The 22,613-nt window shown below is 36.5% G+C and carries 20 protein-coding genes and 1 pseudogene; 15 read left to right on the top strand and 6 right to left on the bottom strand.

Features of this window, described 5'->3' with window-relative positions; all coding sequences use genetic code 11:
* Window positions 1-34 precede the first annotated feature (34 nt).
* The 6 genes from BLR30_RS10305 (at window position 35) to ypfJ (ending at window position 6,346) form a co-directional block, all read left to right on the top strand.
* A complete protein-coding gene (locus BLR30_RS10305; protein ID WP_089857931.1) occupies window positions 35-1,222 on the top strand; it encodes a hypothetical protein in 1,188 nt (395 codons plus the stop codon).
* A 3-nt stretch (window positions 1,223-1,225) separates the two neighbouring features.
* On the top strand, window positions 1,226-1,762 hold the full coding sequence (locus tag BLR30_RS10300) for an adenine phosphoribosyltransferase (protein WP_089857928.1): 537 nt from the start codon (window positions 1,226-1,228) through the stop codon (window positions 1,760-1,762).
* Window positions 1,763-1,888: 126 nt separating this feature from the next.
* Window positions 1,889-2,596, top strand: a complete 708-nt coding sequence (locus BLR30_RS10295) for a YfgM family protein (RefSeq protein ID WP_089857925.1) — start codon at window positions 1,889-1,891, stop codon at window positions 2,594-2,596.
* Window positions 2,597-2,599: 3 nt separating this feature from the next.
* Complete coding sequence (gene ribH / locus BLR30_RS10290) at window positions 2,600-3,115, top strand: 6,7-dimethyl-8-ribityllumazine synthase (protein ID WP_089857922.1); 516 nt, start codon at window positions 2,600-2,602, stop codon at window positions 3,113-3,115.
* 217 nt (window positions 3,116-3,332) lie between these two features.
* A complete protein-coding gene (locus tag BLR30_RS10285) occupies window positions 3,333-5,417 on the top strand; it encodes an LTA synthase family protein (RefSeq protein ID WP_089857919.1) in 2,085 nt (694 codons plus the stop codon).
* A 77-nt stretch (window positions 5,418-5,494) separates the two neighbouring features.
* Complete coding sequence (gene ypfJ / locus BLR30_RS10280; RefSeq protein WP_089857916.1) at window positions 5,495-6,346, top strand: KPN_02809 family neutral zinc metallopeptidase; 852 nt, start codon at window positions 5,495-5,497, stop codon at window positions 6,344-6,346.
* Window positions 6,347-6,399: 53 nt separating this feature from the next.
* Here the strand turns inward: ypfJ and BLR30_RS10275 are convergent, their stop codons facing one another.
* On the bottom strand, window positions 6,400-7,218 hold the full coding sequence (locus BLR30_RS10275) for a GLPGLI family protein (protein WP_089857913.1): 819 nt from the start codon (window positions 7,216-7,218) through the stop codon (window positions 6,400-6,402).
* Between the two features lie 143 nt (window positions 7,219-7,361).
* Between BLR30_RS10275 and BLR30_RS10270 the strand changes: the two genes are divergently transcribed.
* From BLR30_RS10270 to sufD, 6 genes and pseudogenes are all read left to right on the top strand, one after another.
* Window positions 7,362-7,691, top strand: a complete 330-nt coding sequence (locus BLR30_RS10270; protein WP_089857910.1) for a HesB/IscA family protein — start codon at window positions 7,362-7,364, stop codon at window positions 7,689-7,691.
* Window positions 7,692-7,723: 32 nt separating this feature from the next.
* Window positions 7,724-8,119, top strand: a pseudogene (locus BLR30_RS10265) (four helix bundle protein).
* Between the two features lie 65 nt (window positions 8,120-8,184).
* Window positions 8,185-9,633 (top strand): Fe-S cluster assembly protein SufB, encoded by a 1,449-nt coding sequence (gene sufB, locus BLR30_RS10260; protein ID WP_089857907.1) that lies wholly within the window; start codon window positions 8,185-8,187, stop codon window positions 9,631-9,633.
* A 92-nt stretch (window positions 9,634-9,725) separates the two neighbouring features.
* Window positions 9,726-10,130 (top strand): GxxExxY protein, encoded by a 405-nt coding sequence (locus BLR30_RS10255; RefSeq protein WP_089857904.1) that lies wholly within the window; start codon window positions 9,726-9,728, stop codon window positions 10,128-10,130.
* A gap of 231 nt (window positions 10,131-10,361) precedes the next feature.
* A complete protein-coding gene (sufC, locus tag BLR30_RS10250) occupies window positions 10,362-11,105 on the top strand; it encodes a Fe-S cluster assembly ATPase SufC (protein ID WP_089857901.1) in 744 nt (247 codons plus the stop codon).
* 98 nt (window positions 11,106-11,203) lie between these two features.
* Complete coding sequence (sufD, locus tag BLR30_RS10245; RefSeq protein ID WP_175443647.1) at window positions 11,204-12,511, top strand: Fe-S cluster assembly protein SufD; 1,308 nt, start codon at window positions 11,204-11,206, stop codon at window positions 12,509-12,511.
* A 235-nt stretch (window positions 12,512-12,746) separates the two neighbouring features.
* Here the strand turns inward: sufD and BLR30_RS10240 are convergent, their stop codons facing one another.
* The gene (locus BLR30_RS10240) at window positions 12,747-13,673 is read right to left on the bottom strand and encodes a DUF3078 domain-containing protein (RefSeq protein WP_089857899.1); all 927 of its coding nucleotides are present in this window, start codon (window positions 13,671-13,673) and stop codon (window positions 12,747-12,749) included.
* 256 nt (window positions 13,674-13,929) lie between these two features.
* On the opposite strand from BLR30_RS10240, the gene BLR30_RS10235 reads away from it, so the two are divergent.
* The 3 genes from BLR30_RS10235 (at window position 13,930) to gdhA (ending at window position 17,420) form a co-directional block, all read left to right on the top strand.
* Entirely contained in the window at window positions 13,930-14,700 is a 771-nt protein-coding gene (locus BLR30_RS10235; protein WP_089857897.1) for a rhomboid family intramembrane serine protease, read from the top strand.
* Between the two features lie 61 nt (window positions 14,701-14,761).
* Window positions 14,762-15,871 carry a DNA-processing protein DprA gene (dprA, locus tag BLR30_RS10230; RefSeq protein WP_089857893.1) on the top strand — a complete coding sequence of 370 codons (1,110 nt, stop codon included), beginning with the start codon at window positions 14,762-14,764 and terminating at the stop codon, window positions 15,869-15,871.
* Window positions 15,872-16,061: 190 nt separating this feature from the next.
* Complete coding sequence (gene gdhA, locus BLR30_RS10225) at window positions 16,062-17,420, top strand: NADP-specific glutamate dehydrogenase (protein ID WP_089857890.1); 1,359 nt, start codon at window positions 16,062-16,064, stop codon at window positions 17,418-17,420.
* 688 nt (window positions 17,421-18,108) lie between these two features.
* Here the strand turns inward: gdhA and BLR30_RS10220 are convergent.
* The 4 genes from BLR30_RS10220 to BLR30_RS10200 form a co-directional block, all read right to left on the bottom strand.
* The gene (locus tag BLR30_RS10220) at window positions 18,109-18,843 is read right to left on the bottom strand and encodes a DNA-binding domain-containing protein (RefSeq protein WP_089857887.1); all 735 of its coding nucleotides are present in this window, start codon (window positions 18,841-18,843) and stop codon (window positions 18,109-18,111) included.
* Between the two features lie 114 nt (window positions 18,844-18,957).
* On the bottom strand, window positions 18,958-19,974 hold the full coding sequence (locus BLR30_RS10215; protein WP_089857884.1) for a hypothetical protein: 1,017 nt from the start codon (window positions 19,972-19,974) through the stop codon (window positions 18,958-18,960).
* Between the two features lie 989 nt (window positions 19,975-20,963).
* Window positions 20,964-21,524 (bottom strand): hypothetical protein, encoded by a 561-nt coding sequence (locus tag BLR30_RS10205; protein ID WP_139164617.1) that lies wholly within the window; start codon window positions 21,522-21,524, stop codon window positions 20,964-20,966.
* A gap of 371 nt (window positions 21,525-21,895) precedes the next feature.
* Window positions 21,896-22,480, bottom strand: a complete 585-nt coding sequence (locus BLR30_RS10200; protein WP_089857876.1) for a pentapeptide repeat-containing protein — start codon at window positions 22,478-22,480, stop codon at window positions 21,896-21,898.
* Window positions 22,481-22,613: the final 133 nt, after the last annotated feature.

The raw sequence follows: 22,613 nt of genomic DNA, 5'->3' as shown, positions 1-22,613 counted from the left end.
ACGTTTTACTAAATTTGTGGCAAACAGAAAAAAAATGAAAAAGTTGTCTTTTCTACTAATTTTCAGCTTATTGCTTTTCACGGCATGTAAGAAAGATCATGTAGATGCTACAAATACTAAAACGCTACAGTCGAGTATTAATGATATGGCGGCTAGTCTGTCAACCATTAAGCAGATAAAATTTAATGAAGCACTGTACATATTAAAAACTTTCGGAGTAGAGGCAGACGGAGATGTAGCAGAATTAAAAGCCCTCGGACAGCTGATTAATGGAAAAAAAGTTCCTGAAATCATGGCAATGGCCGATGAAGTAGCACAAAAAAATGGCATAGACTGGGCCAGTACTGCGCCTCCTTCTTTAGGAGAAATGAATATTTTCGGGGATGACAAAGCAAAAGAAAGTGATCCAAACGACGTTAAAGCAAACTCATTAAGCATAAACACCACTCCGACAGGAGATGATGGAACAGGCGCTCCCACTGCTATACAGATTGTTCCTCGACTTGTTGACAATACAGGAAAACCTGTTTCGTTTACAGGTGCTGGGCTGGAAGCTACGCTTGAAGTTTTCAGTAATGGTGTAAAACTTTCTACCGCCAAAAATCTGATGCGGGATAACAATTTTAGAGGTTTTAATTTAAAATTCTCATCTCTTCCTGCCGAAAAAGTAGTTGATAATAAAATTGATATCACCGTATCTGTAAAAACAACGGCAAAAACATTTAAAATGACGAAAATCGGGTTAGATGTAAATCCTTTGTTATTGAAAATGCCTGCACCACCGGTGGTGGATTCTACAGCTGTTAATCAGGATCCAGCAGTTATAGATCCGAATAATCCAGGAGTAGCAGACCCAATGGATCCCAATGCGAGCAATAGCCCTACAGCACCAAAACAAACGGCAGCAGATCCTAAAACTGTTGTATCAGGATTTTTAAATAATGTAAGTTCTCAAAATCTTAAAGCAGCATATAACTCTTCAAGCAACCCAAGCTGGGGAAGTTACGAATCGTTCGCAAATCCTACTTCAGGATTCGGGTCGGTGAAAAATGTGAGCGTTAAAAATATTTCCACGAATCTTGCCAATGCCAATGTTGCCAGTGTAAATGCGACTTACGATGTTACGGACAAAAGCGGAAGAACAACTTCATTGAAAGTGACTTTTGGTTTAAAAAATGTAAATGGGGAATGGAAAATCTCCAGCTATAAAATCAATCCATAAATAATGCCTTCACAAGAATTAATAAAAAGACTGGAAGAAACCATTGAAAATATTCCTGACTTTCCGATTCCGGGAATTCAGTTTAAAGATATTTCGCCAATCTTCCTGGATCCGAAATTATATGAAGATGTGATTGCAGATCTAGTAAAGTTCAGCAAAGGAAAGGTTGATGCCGTTTGCGGCATTGAAAGCCGTGGTTATCTTTTCGGGATTGCTATTGCTGTTGCTTTGGAAGTTCCGTTTGTCTTAATTAGAAAATCAGGAAAGCTACCTCCACCTGTCATTTCAGAAAAATACGATCTTGAATACGGAAGCGCGGTCATCGAAACACGTGAAGGACAGATAAAACCCGGGCAGAGAGTTCTCATCCACGACGACCTTCTGGCAACAGGAGGAACTACAGAAGCCGCAGCAAAGCTGGTTGAAAAACAAGGAGCTACAGTTGCACAATTCAGTTTTCTAATCGGTTTAAAAGGATTAAACGGAGAAGAAAAGCTGAAGAAATTCAATGCAGAAGTTTATCACATTTTAGAATATTAAAATAAATATTCACGTTTAACAATTCACAATTCAATTTATTTGTTTAAATAAAATCAATAATACTCAGAAAGTATTTTGTAAATCATTCAGAAACAATTAAATTTGCATTTCAATTTTTAACAATTTATGGCAAAACTTACAAAGAATGCTCAACACGAGCAAGAAGGTAAAGAAACAGTGGAGTTTTTTAAAGATCTTGACAGAGAAGCTTTAAACACCGAAAGATTTATTGAAAGATATTCAAAACCATTGGGTATTGTTTTCGGAGTGCTTGTTTTAGGCGTTTTGGGATTCTTCGCATATAAACAGTTTGTTGTAGCTCCTAAAAATACTGAGGCTGTAAAAAGTTTCCTTGCTGCTCAGAAAAACCTTACGGAAGGTAAAGATAAGGAAGCATTGGGAGGAAAATCTGCTGCAAACCCTGGTTTCTTAGGAACGTATGATGAATATTCTAATACAAACATTGGTAAACTTTCTGCTTACAATGCCGGAATTTTAAAGTTTAAAGAAGGAAAATTCCAGGAAGCCTATGATCTTCTTGACAAATTTTCATCAGACAACAAAACATTAATGGCAATGAAGTATGGTGCGATGGCAGATGCACAGTCTGGTCTTAATAAAAACGATGATGCATTACAATTGCTTGATAAAGCAGCTTCTGCTTCCGATGATCCGTACACAACTTATTATTTCACAAGAAAAGCAGGTATTCTGGCATTAGGTCTTAACAAAAAAGCAGATGCTAAAAAATATTTTGCTACGATTGATGAAAAATATCAGGACTATGACAATGGAATGTCTGACTCTTATATTGAAATGACTAAATACTATTAAATAATGGCAACAGTTAATCTTTCCGATTACAAGCCACTTCATATAACCAATGCCGATGAGTTTTCTATCGGCATTGTTTTTTCTGAGTGGAATGATTTTGTAACCTACAATCTTCGTGATGCAGCTTTAGAAATTCTTCAAAAAGAAGGCGTAAAATCTGAAAATATAAAACTTTTTCCGGTTCCGGGAGCTTTTGAGCTCAACTATGCAAGTATGCAGCTTTGCAAAGAGCGAAAATTTGATGCTGTAATTTCTATCGGATGTGTAATCCGTGGTGAAACACCACACTTCGATTACGTTTGTTCTGCGGTTGCTCAGGGAATCAAAGACTGTAATATTTTGACAGATACTCCTACCATTTTCTGCGTGCTTACAGATGATACAAAAGAGCAATCCATCGCAAGAAGCGGCGGAGATTTAGGAAATAAAGGTGTGGAAGCCGCAGTTACAGCGTTGCGAATGATCGATTTCAGAAAGAATTTATCCGGCAAAAAGGGAAATATCGGTTTCGGGCATTAGTCATTAAGCTTTACTGAATTTAAATATATGGAGGACTGTACAAATAGTCCTCTTTTTTTAATATTATAAAACGCTATTACTTTTAATCACTATTAATTTTATAATATTATTTTAAATATTTATAAACTTTCTAATTAATATCAAATTTTAAGATTTTATATTAAACAATAATACGCAATAACTAAATTTGTAAGAATTAATATTTAATTAATAAAATATGTTTATTCAAAGAATAAAGCCTTTTTTGTATCTGGGATTTTTTTATCTGGCTATTTCGCTGGTATTGAGAATCATATTTCTTTTCCACCCAATCACAACTGCAGATTTCAGTTTTTTTGAGGTCATTAAAATTTTGATGATCGGAATCTTAAATGATTCCCTAGTCTTTGTGTTGACGTGTCCATTTTTGGCTTTATATTTTTTGTTTTTGTCCGATTCAAAATATCAAAAACCTTATGGATATATTATTTTAGGAGTATTACTTGTTTTCTTTTTATATATTCTTCTCATTCCGAATAACATTTTTAAACAGTATGGAGGATCCGTTGCGGAAATTGCACTTTCATTCATTGGCCTTAAGATTATTTTTTTCAGTTTGATGTTGTTTCTTCCGGAAAAACGTATTAAAATAAGAAACGTATTATATTTCATCACGATTTTTCTATATGTTTTGCTGATTGTATTTAATGCCGTGAGCGAATATTTCTTCTATAATGAATTTGGACTAAGATATAATTTCATCGCAGTAGATTATCTGATTTACACCAACGAGGTCATCGGAAACATCATGGAAAGTTATCCGGTGGTTCCTTTATTTCTGGCCATTTTTGCTATTGCTGCCGTTTTTACCATTTATATTTACCGGAAAACAAATGCAGAACTTCTGAATCTTCCCAACTTAAAACAAAAACTGATTCTATTAATATCATTTTGTGCTTTAGTAGGAATAAGTCTTATCGGATTAAATTTCACAACAAAACTTAAATCTGAAAATGTTTTTAAAGAAGAAATCCAGGCCAACGGATTACCAAAATTCTATTGGGCATTTACACATAATGAGCTGGATTATTTTCAGTTTTATCCCGTAATGAATCAACAGCAGGCAGATAGAACCTTCTTAAGTCAATACGCTCCTCCTCTTTTGAAGAGAAATATTGAATCCGGCAAACCTGAATTAAAGAAAAATGTTGTTTTAATTTCTATCGAAAGTTTATCGGCAGATTTTATGGAACATTATGGCAATACGCAGAAAATCACGCCTTTCCTGGACAGTCTTGCAGACCGATCTTTAATGTTCACCAATTTGTATGCTACCGGAAACAGAACCGTTCGTGGGCTTGAGGCGCTTACCCTCTGTATTCCTCCAACTGCCGGTGAAAGTATTATTAAAAGAGAAAACAATAAAAATAAATTTACAACCGGAAGTGTTTTTAAATCTAAAGGTTACGACGTAAAATTCTTATATGGCGGCTACAGCTACTTCGATAATATGAAAGACTTCTATGAAGGAAATGGCTACGGCATCGTAGACAGAAACAATTTTAGCCCGGAAGAAATTACCTTTGCCAATGTCTGGGGTGTTGCCGATGAAGATATGGCGAAAAAGACAATTCAAACAATGAATGCTGAAGCAAAATCCGGAAAACCATTTTTTAATCATTGGATGACGGTTTCCAATCACCGTCCATTTACCTATCCGAATGGAAAAATTGATATTCCCGGAGATGCAAAATCCCGTGAAGGCGGCGTAAAATACACCGATTATTCCTTGAAAAAATTCTTCGAGATGGCAAAAAAACAAGCATGGTATCAAAATACCGTTTTTGTTATCATTGCCGACCATTGTGCTTCAAGCGCCGGGAATACAGAACTTCCTATGGATAAATATAAAATTCCTGCGATGATTTTTTCAGAGGGTTTCATTCAGCCACAAAAATTCACGCAAACCATGTCACAGATTGATGTAATGCCTACCCTGTTGGGGTTGCTTAATTTTAATTATCAGTCAAAATTTTTAGGGCAGGATGTTTTCAGTAAAACTTTCCAACCGAAAGCTTATGTTGCCACTTATCAGGATCTTGGATTTATTAAAGATAACTATTTAACCATTATTTCTCCGGTAAAGAAGATTAAGCAATATTCACTTACACAGCAAAAAAACAATTTAAGCCCGGAATTCAATATTTATTATGATGAAAAATTTCTGAAACCCGATTCTCAGAACAAAAACCTTGTTGAACAGACCATTGCAGCGTATCAATCTACATCAAATTGGCTGAAGGAAAATCAACTCAACCGATAATGCTTAAAAATATTTTTTCATCCATAAAAAGTATATTTTTAAATAGTTAAATTTACATATCACAAAATAATAAAACTATGAGATGGACTGACGACAGAGGCGGTAACGTGGAAGACAGGCGTGGACTAGGCGGCGGAGCCGTAGTAGGAGGCGGACTGGGAACATTGATTATTGCAGCCATTATTTTTTTCCTGGGAGGAGATCCTTCTTCCATACTTTCATCCGGAAGCGGATCCGGATCTGCACAGACCGAGCAGAGAGAACTAACACCGGAAGAAATGAAAATCGGAGAAATGGTGGACATGATGGGAAAATGGAATACCATCACCTGGGATAAGGTTTTTAATGAAAACGGAATGACGTATGAACCTCCTAAAATTGTTCTTTTTGAAAGCACTACACAATCAGGGTGCGGAACCGCACAGGCAGCAATGGGACCTTTCTACTGCCCTGCAGACCAATCTGTTTATATGGACATGAGCTTTTTTAATGAGCTTCAGAAAAAATTCGGAGCAAAAGTAACAGAATTTACCGTTGCTTATGTTCTTGCCCATGAGGTAGGACACCATGTTCAGACGCTTTTGGGAACAACGCAAAAAGTAGATGAAATGAGAAGAAGCGGAAGATACAGCGAAACAGAAATGAACAGAGTTTCCGTGGCTACAGAACTGCAGGCTGATTTCTATGCCGGACTTTGGGCAAAAAGAACGGATGCTGAAAAACATATTTTAGAACCGGGAGACATCCAGTCTGCCATTGATGCTGCCGAAGCGGTAGGAGATGATAATATACAGAGAAGATCTCAGGGGTATGTTAATCAGGAAAGCTTTACACACGGATCTTCAGCGCAACGTAAAGAATGGTTTATGAAAGGATACAACACCGGAGACATCAAACAAGGCGACACTTTCAATCAGCTTTTGAAATAGTTATTTAACAAGATAAAATGAAAAGTCCTGAAGGAATTCTTCAGGGCTTTACTTTATTGTAATTCAATAGGATTACTGTTTTTCTTGGCTTCATCTTTTACTCTCTCTTCCATTCTTTTCCTCATATCAGCAGGATTTCCGCCGCCTCTGTTACCGCCTATTCTCATTGATCCGCCTTGAGACATAAAAGCCATAGGATCTTCCATGAATTTTTTCTGTTGCTTTATATAGTCTGTTCTTTTTACTTTAATGGTATTTCCAAATTGATTTAAAGTAGGAAAATCAGCAATTTTATAATTTTTCATTAAATCAAAAGAATATTCACCTTTATCATCTTCTACTTTTACGATAAGCCCTGGAAGTCCGCCGAATTTATAAGGGCCATCCTGATAAGGCAAGTCGGTCGTGAACCACGCAGTCCATTTTCTTCCACCAAAATCAGTTTCCGCCTTCTGAACCTTATATTCTCCTATCTTGGTGGTTTCCGGCATAATCTTCCAGTTTAAAGGCCGGTCTTCCTCATACGTATAAACATCTCTTCCTATTCTATCCTTAAAAATAATCTTCTGATCTTTTTTATCTTTTTCAATAGAATAGTTAATAATTGATCTCAGATTTTGCATCTGATCTCTATTGAAACCTCTTGCGCCACCACTCTGAATAGTTGCCTGAATTATTGAATCCCGTTTTATTCTGTTTTCAGAATAAAAAATCGATTTTTCAGCAGAAATATCAAGATATGCGTTTTCTGTTTTTATGTCATTTTTATCAGATGCATCAGGCTTCATGGTTACCTGATAAACAAACCTGTTGGTTTGTGCAAATACACAATGCATGAATAAGGTTAAAGCAATAATGCCTATTTTTTTCATTGGGATAAATTTAGTGTTTGGATTTTAAATCCTTCACAAAGTTAAAGCATCAATAATAAAAATTGATAAAATAAAATCGCTAATTTTTATATACTAATTATTGTACGTATTTTTGCATTATTAAATCATTCTAAATAAATACAATGATAAAAGTATCAGATCAAGCAAAAGCAAAAGCCATCCAGCTGATGACAGAAGATGGTTTTAAACCTTTTGAAGACTATATAAGAGTTGGGGTGAAAAGCGGAGGATGCTCTGGTTTAGAATATGTTTTGAAGTTTGACAATGAAAAAACAGATTCTGATCAAATTTTTGAAGACAATGATATCAAAATTATTGTAGATAAAAAATCAATTCTCTATCTGGCAGGAACCACTCTTGAGTATTCAGGAGGTTTAAATGGAAAAGGATTTATTTTTAATAATCCTAATGCATCCAGAACATGCGGATGTGGGGAAAGTTTTTCACTTTAAATTCAATATTTAAGATTTAAAATTCAATATTATTGGCAACGTATAAGAGTTTTGAAGATTTAGAAATATGGCAGCTTTCGAGAGAACTTTGTAATGATATTTACGAAATTATTGAAAATTCTGATCTTAAAAATAATTTTCGTTTAGCAAACCAAATCGATGGATCTTCAGGCTCAATAATGGATAATATTGCTGAAGGTTTTGAGAGAAACGGAAATAGAGAGTTTATACAATTCTTATACATTTCTAAAGCATTTTGTGGAGAGACAAGATCTCAATGATATAGAGTTTTAGATCGGAATTTTATTTCAAACGAAAAATTTGAGGTTTTAAAATTAAAAACGATAGATTTAAGTAAAAAGATAGGAGGCTTTATATTTTATTTACAAAATAGCGATCTTAAAGGATCTAAATATAAAAACAGATAAATAAAAAATAATTCGGAGAAGCAAAATTTTGAATTTCGAATTTTGAATTTTTTGAATATAAAATAATGAATAAATATACAGAGGACGATTTACGCGTCGACTTAGAAAATAAAAAATACGAATTCGGCTGGGAAACGAAAATCGATTACGAAGATTTTCCTATCGGTTTGAATGAAGATATTATCCGCGCCATTTCTGCCAAAAAAGAAGAGCCGGAATGGATGACAGAGTGGCGTCTGGAATCTTTCAAAATCTGGTTGAAAATGACTGAGCCTGATTGGGCTAATATCAAATACGAAAAACCTGACTTTCAGGCTGTACGCTATTATGCTGCACCAAAGGTAAAACCAGAACTAAACAGTTTGGATGAAGTTGATCCTGAATTATTGAAAACCTTTGAAAAATTGGGAATCAATATCGAAGAGCAAAAAAGACTTTCCGGAGTTGCAGTGGATATTGTAATGGACTCAGTTTCTGTGAAAACCACCTTCCAGGACACTCTGATGGAGAAAGGAATTATATTCTGTTCCATCTCTGAAGCCATTAAAAATCATCCGGATTTAGTACGAAAATATCTTGGCAAAGTAGTTCCGAGAGGGGATAATTTCTATGCCGCTTTGAATTCTGCAGTATTTTCTGACGGAAGTTTCTGCTATATTCCAAAAGGTGTAAAATGCCCTATGGAATTATCAACTTATTTCCGTATCAATCAGGCAGGAACAGGTCAGTTTGAAAGAACACTTGTAATCGCCGACGAAGGAAGTTATGTTTCTTATCTTGAAGGATGTACCGCGCCATCAAGAGACGAAAACCAGCTTCACGCCGCTGTTGTTGAATTAATCGCTTTGGATAACGCGGAAATTAAATATTCAACCGTACAAAACTGGTATCCCGGAAATGAAGAAGGAAAAGGCGGAGTTTTCAACTTTGTGACAAAAAGAGGACTTTGCGAGAGGAATGCAAAAATTTCCTGGACTCAGGTTGAAACAGGTTCTGCCGTAACCTGGAAATATCCTTCTTGTATCTTAAAAGGTGACGGATCAATCGGTGAGTTTTACTCTATCGCCGTGACCAACAATCACCAATATGCAGATACCGGAACAAAAATGATCCACATCGGTAAGAATACCAAATCAACAATTATTTCTAAAGGAATCTCTGCAGGAAAATCCCAGAACTCATACAGAGGTTTGGTAAAAGTAATGCCTTCCGCAAAAGGAGCAAGAAACTTCTCCCAATGTGACTCGTTGCTGATGGGTAACGAATGTGGAGCACATACTTTCCCTTATATTGAGATTAAAGATCCGACGGCTCAATTGGAACACGAAGCAACGACTTCAAAAATCGGGGAAGATCAGATTTTCTACTGCAACCAAAGAGGAATTGATACGGAAAGAGCAATTGCGTTAATCGTAAATGGTTTCAGTAAAGAAGTTTTAAATAAATTACCAATGGAGTTCGCTATTGAAGCCCAGAAATTGCTGGAGATTTCTTTAGAAGGTTCTGTGGGATAATATTTAAACATTAAGAAATTAAGTTTTATATTAAATGCTTAACGTTTTAAATATGAAGGAATTGATTAATCAATTCTTATAAAGAAATTAAGATGAATAAAATACAAATAACACAGCTCTCTTATGATATTGTAGGATGCGCAATCAAAGTTCATAAAGAACTTGGGCCGGGTTTGTTAGAAAGTGTTTATGAAATGTGTTTGGCATATGAATTAAAAGAAAAAGGATTTATAGTAAATCAACAGATCAGTACCAAAATCAATTATGGAAAAATTGAAATTGAAACTCCGTTAAAAATTGATTTGCTAGTGAATGACACAATTATTATAGAAATCAAAACGGTAGAAAATTTATTACCCGTTCATCAAGCTCAATTGATGACTTATATGAAAATATTGAAAAAGCCTCAAGGTCTTTTGATTAATTTTTACACGGATAATATTTCGAAATCGATGATTCCTTTGGTAAATGAGTATTTCACAAAACTTCCGGAATGATTTAATATTGATGAAATTAAGAACCGAAAGACCTTAAAAAATCTTAAATTAAAATCAATTTATTGATTTCCTTAAGAGAAATAATACATTAAAAATTGCTTAAATTCTTAATGTTTAAATAAAAAATAAAAATAGTATTTCATTCGCTGGCGTTAATGCCTTTGTAATTGTAGTTTAGTGTTATAAAGGATATACTTAAAGTCTAACCTTGCGATAAATTTGAATAAATATATGTTAGAGATAAAAAACTTACACGCCAAAATTGAAGACGGCGCAGAAATTTTAAAAGGGATCAATCTTGAAATAAAACCAGGTGAAGTTCACGCCATCATGGGACCGAACGGAGCCGGAAAATCTACTCTTTCTTCTGTTATCGCAGGAAAAGAAGACTATGAAGTGACCGATGGGGAAATTATCTTCAGAGGTGAAGATATCATTGAAGACGCTCCGGAAGACAGAGCCCACAAAGGGATTTTCCTTTCTTTTCAGTATCCGGTAGAAATTCCGGGAGTTTCTGTAACCAACTTCATCAAAGCAGCGATGAATGAAAACAGAAAAGCAAACGGATTGGATGAAATGCCAGCAAAAGAAATGTTGGCAATGATTCGTGAAAAATCTGAAAAATTGGGCATCAAAAAAGATTTCCTTTCAAGATCATTGAATGAAGGATTTTCAGGAGGTGAAAAGAAAAGAAACGAGATTTTCCAGATGATGATGCTTGATCCGAAACTGGCAATCCTTGATGAAACTGATTCAGGATTAGACATTGATGCATTAAGAATCGTTGCAGACGGTGTAAATGCTTTTAAAAATGAAGGAAATGCAGTTCTTTTGATTACCCACTATCAAAGATTGCTTAATTATATTCAACCTGACTTCGTTCATGTCCTTGCAAACGGAAAAATCATCAAAACAGGTGATAAATCTCTGGCTTTGGAACTGGAAGAAAAAGGGTACGACTGGCTTTTAAATTAATTAAAAGATTAAGAAATTCAGAGATCACGATCTCTTGGTTTAACAATTTTAGCCAAACAAAAAAAGAAAAAATGGTGCAAACCACAGATATACCAGTAATGGCATTAAAAGAACAGATTACAGAAAACCACCATGAATTTTTGGAAAGTCTTCATCACCGATTTTTGGACGAAGACAGAAAAGCAGCTCTTCAAAGATTTGAAAGCATGGGTTTTCCGACAAAAAAAGACGAAGAATATAAATATACCAGCTTAAAAGAGATTACTGAAAAAGCCTATAACTTTTTTCCGAAAGAACATCACAATATAACCCGTGAACAGCTGGATGAATTGCATTTGGGTGAAGAAAACTTCGATTGGATCACTTTCGTAAATGGTAAGCTTCACAAAGAGCTATCAAAAGTTTCGATTGAAAACGTTGAGTTTCTTTCATTTAATTATGCTTTAAATGATGAGAAGCACAGAGACGTTTTTGAGAAATATTTTAATACGATTGCTGAGGACAAATCAGCTTTCACGAATTTAAACCAGGCTTATTGTAAATACGGTTTTTTCTTGAAAGTTCCTAAAAATGTGGTGATTGAAAAACCAATTCACGTTTTCTATATTTCTCAGAATCAGGAAGAAAACACTTTTTATAATACGAGAAACTTATTAATCGTAGAAGAAGGGGCAAAAGTAGAAATCATTGAAAGCCATCATAATTTTGACAGTACTTACGTATTAACCAATTCGGTGACAGAAATTTTCACGTATCCGAATGCAAAAGCTGACTGGCATAAAGTACAAAATGACAATGATACTTCTTATTTAATCGACAATACTTTTGCAAAGCAGGAAAAAGATAGCTTAACCACTGTAAATACATTCTCTTTTGGAGGTAAACTGGTAAGAAACAATCTTGATTTTATTCATAACGGATCGAATATCAATTCTTTTATGAATGGAATCACGGTTATCGGAAAAGATCAGCTGGTTGACCATCATACGGCGGTTCACCACAACTTCCCGAACTGTGAGAGTTATCAGAACTACAAGGGTATTTTCGACGGAAAATCTCACGGGGTTTTCAACGGGAAAGTTTTTGTGGATAAAATTGCTCAGAAAACAAATGCTTACCAGCAGAATAATAATGTATTATTGAGCGAAGGTGCCGTCATCGATACAAAACCTCAGTTAGAAATTTTCGCCGATGATGTGAAATGTTCTCACGGTTGTACGGTCGGTCAGTTGAATGAAGATGCATTGTTCTATCTGAGAGCAAGAGGTATCTCTAAAAAAGAAGCTCAGGCATTATTACTGTATGCTTTCGCAAATGATGCGATGCAGAATATTGATATTGAGCCTTTAAAAGAAAAAATTTCAAAGCTTTTGGCAGAGAAACTTGAAGTAGATATAGAGTTTTAAACAATATATAATTGGTAATAATAAAGCACTTCATTTTGAGGTGCTTTTGTTTTTTAATGCTAACCACTTTTAGCGTTCCATTTATAAAATGACCAGCAGAATATCGTACAATTTGTGAAAACATTTGTGTTTTTTGTGCTTAGAAAATATTCAAATTTTGGATAAAGCCTTCATTGTATTAAACAAAAAAGTGAGCTAAAGCCCACTCTAAAGATATATTTCTTTGATTCATTATTTATTTTTTTATCCACCACTGGCTGTCCTTTCTGTCAGAACGTTTTCCGCCATTATCCAGCGTATAGGCAAAGCCAACTCCCAGCGTCTGTTTAAGCTGTGTTTTTTTGATTTGGTTATGATCGTACATTAAATCTACCGTAATATTGGAAGAAATAAATTTATTAACCTTTAAGTTTAAAACAAGCCCGTAAGCGAGAACCAGCCTTTCCGGATGATCGAGATAATTGGAGAAAACTGAAGCCGTATTGGTAACATTTATATTTTCCATTAATTTGAACTTATATAAAGCAGTTCCCAGAAAACCGTATTGCAGTAAAGAATTATCTCCATCGGCTTTCAGACCATACGTTCCTGCAGTCTGTAGATCTTCGTCAAAAACAAAAGTCCATCTGGCATTGGAAGGTCTCAATGTTACATTAATATTTTCATTGGGTCTGTAGGTGATCCCCATACCGACGTTAAGATAACCCGGTGCCATAAAGTTAGAAATTTTCTTAGCCTCAGGATTATTACCGTCTTCATATCCCACCGTAAACTGAGACTGCACACCTGCTCCTACAGAAAGATACCAGCTTTTGGAAACTTTTCTTCCGTAATTTGTAGAAAAATTAATGACATCCTGCGTTTTTCTTACGCCAAGACCTTTCGTATCGTTTTGACCGTAATTGAGGAGAATAATATTTTCCCAAAGATCATTGTCTTTTTCATATCTGATATTGTAATCTGCGCCTACAAGCCAACCGAAATTGTTTGCACCACCTCCGACCCAGTTGGAGAATGCTGCCTGATTAATCATTAAAGATTGCTTGCCAACCACCGACCAGTGCTTTACAGTATCTACTTTTATAGAAGCTGTATCCAGAATAACCTGTGCTTTCCCTAAAATTCCCAAAGAGATGGAAAGAATTAATAAAAACTTCTTCATGAGTTCAAGATTTCATTTTACAAAATTCTACACAAAAATATTAAATATAAATTTGACAAGACAAATTACATGCTTACAAATCTCTGTTTTATCGGTTTTATGTCCTTATAATTTCTTTTTTCATGACAGTTAAGTTAAAAATGAATAAAAGAAAGTAAAATCATAACTTTTTGGCTGAAATAAAAAAACAGCCTTGTAATTCATCGACAAATTTTCCGAAATTTATCCTTGGCTTTTCATTTGACATAAACACTTCATGCTAAAAAACAATGTAATTTCCAAAAAAGCTATTATCAGCCCTCTGCTCATGCTTGCAGCGATGTGGCTGGGATATTTTCTGCAGCTTCAGGGCTTTTTTGAAAGTTGTTTTGGGGCAATTATTCCCCTTCTGCCGGAAGGTTTATTAGGGATTATTACTTCACCTCTTTTACACGGAAATCTCGATCATCTTGTAGGAAATTCTATTCCTATTGCTATTCTCATGTTTCTTCTGTATCAGTTTTATCCTTTGGTCGCCAACAAAGTTTTTATACTGGGATGGCTTGCTACCGGTCTGCTGGTCTGGCTTCTTCCTCCTATTGATTTTATGACGGGCGAGTATTTGTACACCTGCACCATAGGAGCCAGCGGTGTAGTATATGTCCTTGCTTTCTTCCTTTTCTTCAGTGGTATTTTCAGATGGAATATGAAACTGCTCACCATTTCTTTACTCGTTGTACTATACTACGGAAGTCTGGTTTGGGGAATGCTGCCGGAAGAGTTATTTTATAATCTTCAGGAGCCAAGTAAAATTGCGTGGCAGGCACACCTTGCAGGAGCTGTTGTGGGCGTTATTCTTGCATTTATATTTAAAAAAGTAGGCGACAAAAAGAAAAAATATATCTGGGAATTCCCCAACTATTACAGCGAAAAAGACGATAAACTCTGGCAGGAATATAAAGAAAACCATCCTGATGATTTTATGGAACTTCCCTATAAAAAAAGAGATGATATCTGGGAGCATCTGGATGAGCTGAGACGAAAATAATTTGAACCATTCAGATTTAAATTAATAGTAAAAATTTTCTACATTTGTGAAAACGACACAAATGTATTCTGAAGAACACCTTTACTCTATTGCCCTGCGCGAATGCAACTTAATCGGTGACATTAATTTTTACAAGCTTGTACGCACTTTCGGAAGCGCAAAAAATGCCTGGCAACACACACGCAAAGAATATAAAAAAATTGAAGGACTTGGATATAAAATGGTCGCTGACATCGGAAATCCAGATCATCTGAAGTTTGCTGAAAATGAGCTTAGATTTTGTGAAAAGAATAATATCCGTATAAATCTGAGACATCATAACGAGCTTCCAAAATTACTGAATGAATGCTATGATGCCCCGGCTATTCTTTACCAAAAAGGCAGTTTCGACGATCACCAGCAAAAAGTGAGCATTGTAGGAACCCGAAATATGACTTCCTACGGCAGCCAGTTTCTTCATGACTTCTTTGAAGAAACGCAGTCCTGCAATTTTGCATCGGTGAGCGGTCTTGCTTTAGGTATCGACAAGGAAGTTCATGAGCAGTCTCTTCAAAAGCATATTCCTACAATTGCCGTACTGGCGCATGGTTTTCACACGATTTATCCTTCAAAAAACAAAAGACTTTCCGAAAAAATTATTGAAGAAGGAGGAGCTTTATTCACCGAATTTAATTCCTCACGAAAACCCGACCGCGAAAATTTTATTCAGAGAAACAGGATTGTGGCCGGCCTCTCCCCTGCTACAATCGTTGTAGAAACCGCATTTGGTGGCGGATCGATCAGTACGGCAACTTTTGCCAATCAGTATAATCGTGAAGTTTTTGCACTGCCCGGAAAAATTACCGACAAACAAAGCCAGGGCTGTAATCATCTGATATTTCAGCATAAAGCGGCGGCAATTTCTACAGTAAAAAACCTTATTGAAAATCTGGGAATCAAAAAGCCTAAAGCAAAAATGAAAGAATTGTTTTCCCATAGTGAAATCAATATTCAATTCTCTGAATCTCAACAACTCATATTCGACATTATTGCAGGCAACCCCAAGATATCTTTAGATGAAATCATCGAAAAAACAGACCTTTCTTCCCACAAAATTTTACCCATAATTCTGGAACTGGAACTTTTGGGGAGAGTAAAATCACTTTCAGGGAGACAATTTTTAGCAATATAAGATTTAACCTTTTCTTAATATTGCATTATTTTAAAGATAACATTTAATTTTTAATAACATTAAAGCGTAAATTATCAATTTAATAATATTAAGTGTTTATATTATTAAACTTTCAACAATCATTCATAAAGGTATTGTGAATCTTGAAAAAAAAATTAAATTTGTTGGCAATAATATTCAACCCTAATATATGGAACAATATAATATTGACCAGAAAATCCAAGAGTTTATAGCAAAAATTGAGGCCAAAAACCCTAACGAGCCAGAATTTTTACAAGCCGTAAAAGAAGTTGCTGTTACAGTAATTCCGTTTATTATGACTAAGAAGGAATATACGGGCATGAAACTTCTTGAAAGAATGGCGGAGGCTGAAAGAATCATCATCTTCAGAGTTCCGTGGGTTGACGATAAGGGAGAAATCCAGGTAAACAGAGGATACAGAATTCAGATGAACTCTGCGATCGGACCATATAAAGGAGGAATCCGATTCCATCCTACGGTAAACCTTTCGGTTCTTAAATTCTTAGCGTTCGAGCAGGTATTTAAAAACTCTCTTACGACACTTCCGATGGGAGGTGGTAAAGGAGGTTCAGACTTCGATCCGCAAGGTAAATCTGATATGGAGGTAATGCGTTTCTGCCAGGCATTCATGACAGAATTGTGTAAACATGTGGGTCCTGAAACAGACGTTCCTGCCGGGGATATCGGTGTTGGTGCCAGAGAGATCGGATATTTATTCGGACAGTATAAAAAAGTAAGAAACGAATTTACAGGAGTGCTTACCGGTAAAGGTCTTGCCTACGGTGGCTCACTGATCCGTCCTGAAGCTACCGGATACGGGGTAGTATATTTTGCTGAGCAAATGCTTAAAACAATCGGACAAACCTTTAAAGAAAAGGTGGTAACGGTTTCAGGTTTCGGAAACGTAGCCTGGGGGGTAATTAAGAAAGTATCCGAGCTTGGCGGTAAAGTTGTTACCATCTCCGGGCCTGACGGATATGTGTATGATAAAGATGGTATTGAAGGAGAAAAGATTGATTATTTGTTAGAATTAAGATCCTCAGGAAACAACAGAGCGGAAGATTATGCTAAAAAATATCCTTCTGCGCAATTCTTTGCAGGAAAACGCCCTTGGGAAGTAAAATGTGATGTAGCCATCCCATCTGCAACGCAGAATGAGCTTGATCTGGATGATGCAAAGCTGTTGGTTGAAAACGGATGCGTTTGCGTAACTGAAGCAGCCAATATGCCTTCGACATTAGATGCTATTAATTATTTCCTTGATAATAAAGTGTTGTTCTCTCCGGGGAAAGCGTCTAACGCAGGAGGTGTTGCAACTTCCGGATTAGAAATGACACAAAACTCTATCCGTCTGAACTGGACTTCTGAAGAGGTAGATGCAAGATTGAAAGAGATTATGATCGGAATCCATAAAGCATGCAGAGACTACGGCAAAGAGGAAGACGGCTATGTAAACTACGTGAAAGGCGCTAATATCGCCGGCTTCGTGAAAGTTGCAGAAGCAATGCTGGCTCAGGGAGTGGTATAAAATATACAAGGTTGGGAAAATTTCCCGACCTTTTTTGATACAGCCTGTTCCCGGGATTATAAATGGGATAAAAGTAAAAAGTGAAAGGAGAAAGCGTTGATAATTCAGCGCTTTTTTTGTTTTTAGTCATGCCATTGTGGAAGCTCTCGATTTTTTATAGGAATTTCCTAATCATTATACATCAACACACTCACAATAAAACACTCAGATACCTGAAACTCTCTTTTAAACCACCCCGTCAAAAATTCTTTAGAATTTTCGCCCCCCCTCCACTGAGGGGAAATTTTGTGACGTTTTAAACTCTCCCTCTCAATGGTGGCTTCGACTCCGCTCAGTCACCAAGATTTCAAATGTAACGCTGGTCTTCGACTCATCTGCGGCTCCGTCATACTATAACTTTTTGTTATTTTATAAGAATTCTCTAATCATTATACGTCAACATACTCACACTAAAGCTCTCAGACATGCAAAGGCTGGCTGAGCGGAGCCGAAGCCAAAACTCCGGCCTGGAAATCTTTCCCCAAGCCGGAGCTGTTGAATAAATCTTAAATTTTATTTTGGAATTGTTCACATCTGTGACACGATCCCACACGCACCTGTGACACTGGCCGGATCGTCCGAGTGGCAGTGTACGGACAGTACGGATGGCAGTGTGCGGACAGTACGAGTGGCACCGCCCGGTCTGAAATTACTCTACCGTAAGAGGCTTATCCAGTAATGCTGTTCTGGGTTGCTTCAGCATACTGCTGTCTGTAAACTGGGTTACTATTTCCAGATTATAGGTTCCTGCGGATAATTCAGGAATCACCACGATAATCTCCGAAGGATTATTGGTGACGATATCGGAAGTGTCTACTTTGGTTCTTGCCTGTGTTGTGGCATCTACAAAATAGATTCCCACCGAAGGATCTTCACCGGCGACTTTTATCTTGCTGCCCACAATCTTCAGGTTTCTGCCCGGTGTAAGAAGATCATTTACTGAACCACTCTTTACGTCCGTTACCTGTAAGATGACCGCAGAGGATTCAGCTACGCCAAGAATATTGACTTCAATATTAGGAATCTCCGTTCTCAGCTTTTCTCCCTGGTTAAACTGGAAAATAATGCTGTGCTTGTCTTTGTTAAAAGTCTCCGACGGACTGTCGAAGACCCCACGAATAGTAGTGCTTGCGGTAAAATACCCGGTATTGATGGAAAAACCATCACAAAGCTGGTAGGCCATTTCTTTTAGAAACAGCTCAGTCGCATGCTCCATTGCCGAAGCGGAAATATCTGCCCCGCCTCGGTTAGCTGCTGAAAGGCAGATCTGCTGTACGTTGAGACTGCGTTCGCTTGTAGTGCGTGCCGTGAAATCATTAGGATTGTCTTTGGTTAAAACGTTATCGTAGAGATACGCTTTGATTTTGTGAAGAATTGTTGCCATTGTTGTTGATTTTAAATGGTTGTTAAATTTGTTATTAAATCCTCATAGGTTTCTAAAACCTATGAGGATTAGGATTAATTAATGTAGTTGTTGTCGGATTGTTGGCGCATTCTATTACAAAAGTTTTTTAATTACAAGAGAGGTATTAGAATTATTAAAATTCCAAGCTCCAACACCTACTTGAATAAATGAACCAACATATATTGTTCCTGTAGAATTAAGAGTAAAAACTCCTACCCCCGTCATAAACCCTTCATTCGTACCAGATGTGGAATAAGAAGCTAATACTTGATAAAACGAATTATTAACATATAGGCGTTCATCAAAGTAATTTGCTATTGATGCTCCTGTAAATCCACCTCCGAGTGTAAAAACAACTTCGTAGGTTCCTTGTGGCAACGTAATAACATTTCCGGATCTGCTAGAACCTGAAATTAAATTTATTGTCTGGGAGTTTATATTTGGAATAAATGATGGGTTAGATCCTTGAGCTGCACTACTCGAAAAAGTATATCGATTTACCTGGGTAGAACCTCCAACAACAACAATTTTACCACTACCATCAACTCCTAAACCAGCTACATTTCCTGAAGTTGCAGAAGTACTTGATGTTAATTGGGTTAATTTTAATCCTGAATCATTAAGCGTTCCACTATTTACTTCTAAGTTTGCACTAGGAGCGTTTGTTCCTATTCCGACTTGCCCATTATCTTTTACAACGAAGTCTGTCCCTGCTGACCTAGCTGTTCCATCTGCTTTCGTTCCTAATTTTACCATACCGTTTGTAGTATCATTGATCCAGGCATCATTAGTGGTATCACCGGCTGCTGCACCTGTCATTTTTTGCCAGACACCACCGTCGAAATAATAATATCCTTCTGCGGTAATATTGGCTGTCTTGGTAGTTGGAGAAGCAACCGCCGAAAGGGCATAGACGATGGCTCCTTTTTGAGCGGTATCATATTTTGCATCTTTCCCTTTTATATCCACACCTTCCAACCTTGGGGCAATTAGTCCTTCAGCTGTAGTGCTGCCAGTTGTTTTAGCAGTAATATCGAGGGTCGCTTTTGGAGAGGTGTTATTAATCCCCACCTGAGCTTTAATAATGAGGCTGATGAATAGAACAGCCATTGTAATAAAATGTTTCATTGTTTTGTATTTAATTTATGTTGTTATATTTTTAATTGTGAACACGAAGTGCATTAAGATTTTTTATCTATGATACGTTTTTAAGTTTCACAAAGGCGTTACACTTATAAGAGCTCGCTAAGCTGGGCTTCGACAGACTCAACCTGATGTTGTGAACACTAAGCGCACTAAGACTCTTACTTTTCGTGCATTTTGATTCACTTCGTCACTTCGAGTAGACTTCGTAGAAGTCGTATCGAGAAGTTTATGAGTTTGAGGATCAATTTCATTCTCGATACATTTTTTTCTTCACCTTGTTACGAAAAAACACTCGAATTGACGACGAACCCAATATTCAAAATTTGGTTCCCTTACCCCTCCGATTGTCATCCCGTAGGGATCTAGGCTCGAATCTTTCCATAGTTCTATTACCAAACACTAAGCGCACTAAGATTCTTATTCGTTGTGCATTTTGATTCACTTCGTCACTTCGAGTAGACTTTGTAGAAGTCGTATCGAGAAGTTTATGAGCTTGAGGAACAATTTCATTCTCGATACATTTTTCCTTCACCTTGTTACGAAAAAACACTCGAATTGACGACGAGTCCAATACCCAAAATTTAGTTTCCTTACCACTCCGATTGTCATCCCGTAGGGATCTAAGCCAGAATCTTTCCATGCTACTATTACCAGCTATGCCGATATCAGCTATGCCGAGATTCCTAACGAGATGACAAAGACTTGTAAAACGTCGGTGACTGAGGTTCTCGAAGTCACACGCTCTGCATCATGCGTTACACTTATTTTTAAACACTAATAGTACTAATCTTTATACACTCAATTCACCATTGTTATGTGAAATGCTTTGCTGAGATCCCTACGGGATGACAAACAAAGTGGATAGTGAATGGATAATGAATGATAAAACGTTACGCAAGAAAATCGAAGATTTTCCAAGCTTATGTGTTCTATTTGTTTTCAAAGTTGTAACCTTATCTCTTATATGACTTATGTGCTAAAACTTTTGTGCCTTCAGAGGGAATTACAGGAGGAGGACGCACGAAGTGATTGATGATGATATTTCTAATTTGAAATGGATAAAACGCTCCGTTTGTAAGCTGCTTTCTATCCCTACCTATTACTACAAATGCGAGAAATAAAGATTTTATTATTTTGTCATGAAGCTTTACTGAAGAGCCTCCCATAATCCCCAACATTGAGGTACGAGAAATGCGTCCGGGGTCATTACGGTTCCACAGACTTCCTGTATAGCAGACCTTATGGGCTGCAATATTGACTGATTTTTGAGTAGAAAATGGTAAGGATGATCTTGTGAGAAAACCTCCAGACTTTTTAGCTGATGTAAAATCTTTATTCTGTTCAGAACCTGCAATAAAAACAGATGTTTCTGAATAAACATATGAGTCTTCAGCTACGAAAATAATGGAATCTGCCGGTACAAACGAACCAGAATATGCTTTTGAAGGGATGAAAATATACAACCAAACTACGCAAAAACGTAGTAACGGAAAGGGTTCATAACATTTCATCATTGTGTTCATACGTGCTATAGTAAAAAGTAGTCTTGGTTGGACTACTTTTCCTTGGTAATGAACAATAGATCACAAATATATAAAATAAATCAAGAAAACCGCAGTGTAAGTTTGTGAAGTCTTGTGGTTTTTGTTGTCAATATGTAAGAAATTAGAAAATAAGAGGTTAGTATTTGGCGGTGAAAATATTTTGTTTACATTTGTAGCTGAAAAAGTAGTCCAACCAAGACTACTTTTCTTATTAGACAAAATTTACTCAGGATCTGCTGAAGATTTTCACAATGATTGCGGATAATTTTGCACATAGCCAGCCCTTCATCAAGTCCCCTGCAAGCAAATGAAATGGTTGCATTTCTTTCGAATCTCAGCAGCTAGCTGTTCCTATCAATTTCAATATCGAATTTATATAAGAGACCATAGATTTCAGAAAGGGAAAATTTCGCCTTTTTAAGTCTGTTTTGAGAAGGATCTATAGAATATGCTATGGAGGTTCTGAAATCTGCTTTTTCAAGGTTTGTATGATCGAAAACGGCTCCCGAGAAATTACATTCTTTAAATACAGCTCCCGATAGATCACACTCTGAAAAATCTGCTTCTGTAAGGGTACACTTATCAAAAAATGTTTTCCTGAGAGTTGTTTTATAAAAGATGGAATTACTTAATATGCATCCGCTAAAACGGAATGACATTCCAAACTCATTGCAATCGCTAAAGTGAAGCCCGATCATTTTACATTCGTTAAAAGCAACGTCCCGAAAGGCTGTGGAATGCAACTTTATCATGCTCAGATTACATCCGATAAATTCACAGTCATTAAAATTGAATCCTGAAAGATCTGCATATTCAAAGTTGCAGTTTCTAAATGTACAGTTTTCGTACTCTGCCTTTTGTAAAGGTTTCTGTGTAAAATCCGTATTTTCGAAATGCTCTTCTGTGAAATAGTTGCCTGTCATCATTATTTTAGGAATAAATTAATTTTAACTCGAAGTATTAATCGTTTGGATGAGGGAAGCCGGAGGCTGGAAGTTTTTCCAGTTAATATTATAATCAGGCATCCTCAGATTACGATAAAATTGAACCCTTTACACA

The organism is Chryseobacterium taeanense, assembly GCF_900099685.1.
Taxonomy (GTDB): domain Bacteria; phylum Bacteroidota; class Bacteroidia; order Flavobacteriales; family Weeksellaceae; genus Chryseobacterium; species Chryseobacterium taeanense.
This window is presented reverse-complemented; position numbering and strand designations above follow the sequence as displayed.

Coding starts and splice junctions, on each gene's coding strand:
- BLR30_RS10305 (WP_089857931.1), top strand. CDS start 35: ATGAAAAAGTTGTCTTTTCTACTAATTTTCAGCTTATTGCTTTTCACG.
- BLR30_RS10300 (WP_089857928.1), top strand. CDS start 1,226: ATGCCTTCACAAGAATTAATAAAAAGACTGGAAGAAACCATTGAAAAT.
- BLR30_RS10295 (WP_089857925.1), top strand. CDS start 1,889: ATGGCAAAACTTACAAAGAATGCTCAACACGAGCAAGAAGGTAAAGAA.
- ribH (WP_089857922.1), top strand. CDS start 2,600: ATGGCAACAGTTAATCTTTCCGATTACAAGCCACTTCATATAACCAAT.
- BLR30_RS10285 (WP_089857919.1), top strand. CDS start 3,333: ATGTTTATTCAAAGAATAAAGCCTTTTTTGTATCTGGGATTTTTTTAT.
- ypfJ (WP_089857916.1), top strand. CDS start 5,495: ATGAGATGGACTGACGACAGAGGCGGTAACGTGGAAGACAGGCGTGGA.
- BLR30_RS10275 (WP_089857913.1), bottom strand. CDS start 7,218: ATGAAAAAAATAGGCATTATTGCTTTAACCTTATTCATGCATTGTGTA.
- BLR30_RS10270 (WP_089857910.1), top strand. CDS start 7,362: ATGATAAAAGTATCAGATCAAGCAAAAGCAAAAGCCATCCAGCTGATG.
- sufB (WP_089857907.1), top strand. CDS start 8,185: ATGAATAAATATACAGAGGACGATTTACGCGTCGACTTAGAAAATAAA.
- BLR30_RS10255 (WP_089857904.1), top strand. CDS start 9,726: ATGAATAAAATACAAATAACACAGCTCTCTTATGATATTGTAGGATGC.
- sufC (WP_089857901.1), top strand. CDS start 10,362: ATGTTAGAGATAAAAAACTTACACGCCAAAATTGAAGACGGCGCAGAA.
- sufD (WP_175443647.1), top strand. CDS start 11,204: ATGGCATTAAAAGAACAGATTACAGAAAACCACCATGAATTTTTGGAA.
- BLR30_RS10240 (WP_089857899.1), bottom strand. CDS start 13,673: ATGAAGAAGTTTTTATTAATTCTTTCCATCTCTTTGGGAATTTTAGGG.
- BLR30_RS10235 (WP_089857897.1), top strand. CDS start 13,930: ATGCTAAAAAACAATGTAATTTCCAAAAAAGCTATTATCAGCCCTCTG.
- dprA (WP_089857893.1), top strand. CDS start 14,762: ATGTATTCTGAAGAACACCTTTACTCTATTGCCCTGCGCGAATGCAAC.
- gdhA (WP_089857890.1), top strand. CDS start 16,062: ATGGAACAATATAATATTGACCAGAAAATCCAAGAGTTTATAGCAAAA.
- BLR30_RS10220 (WP_089857887.1), bottom strand. CDS start 18,843: ATGGCAACAATTCTTCACAAAATCAAAGCGTATCTCTACGATAACGTT.
- BLR30_RS10215 (WP_089857884.1), bottom strand. CDS start 19,974: ATGGCTGTTCTATTCATCAGCCTCATTATTAAAGCTCAGGTGGGGATT.
- BLR30_RS10205 (WP_139164617.1), bottom strand. CDS start 21,524: ATGATGAAATGTTATGAACCCTTTCCGTTACTACGTTTTTGCGTAGTT.
- BLR30_RS10200 (WP_089857876.1), bottom strand. CDS start 22,480: ATGATGACAGGCAACTATTTCACAGAAGAGCATTTCGAAAATACGGAT.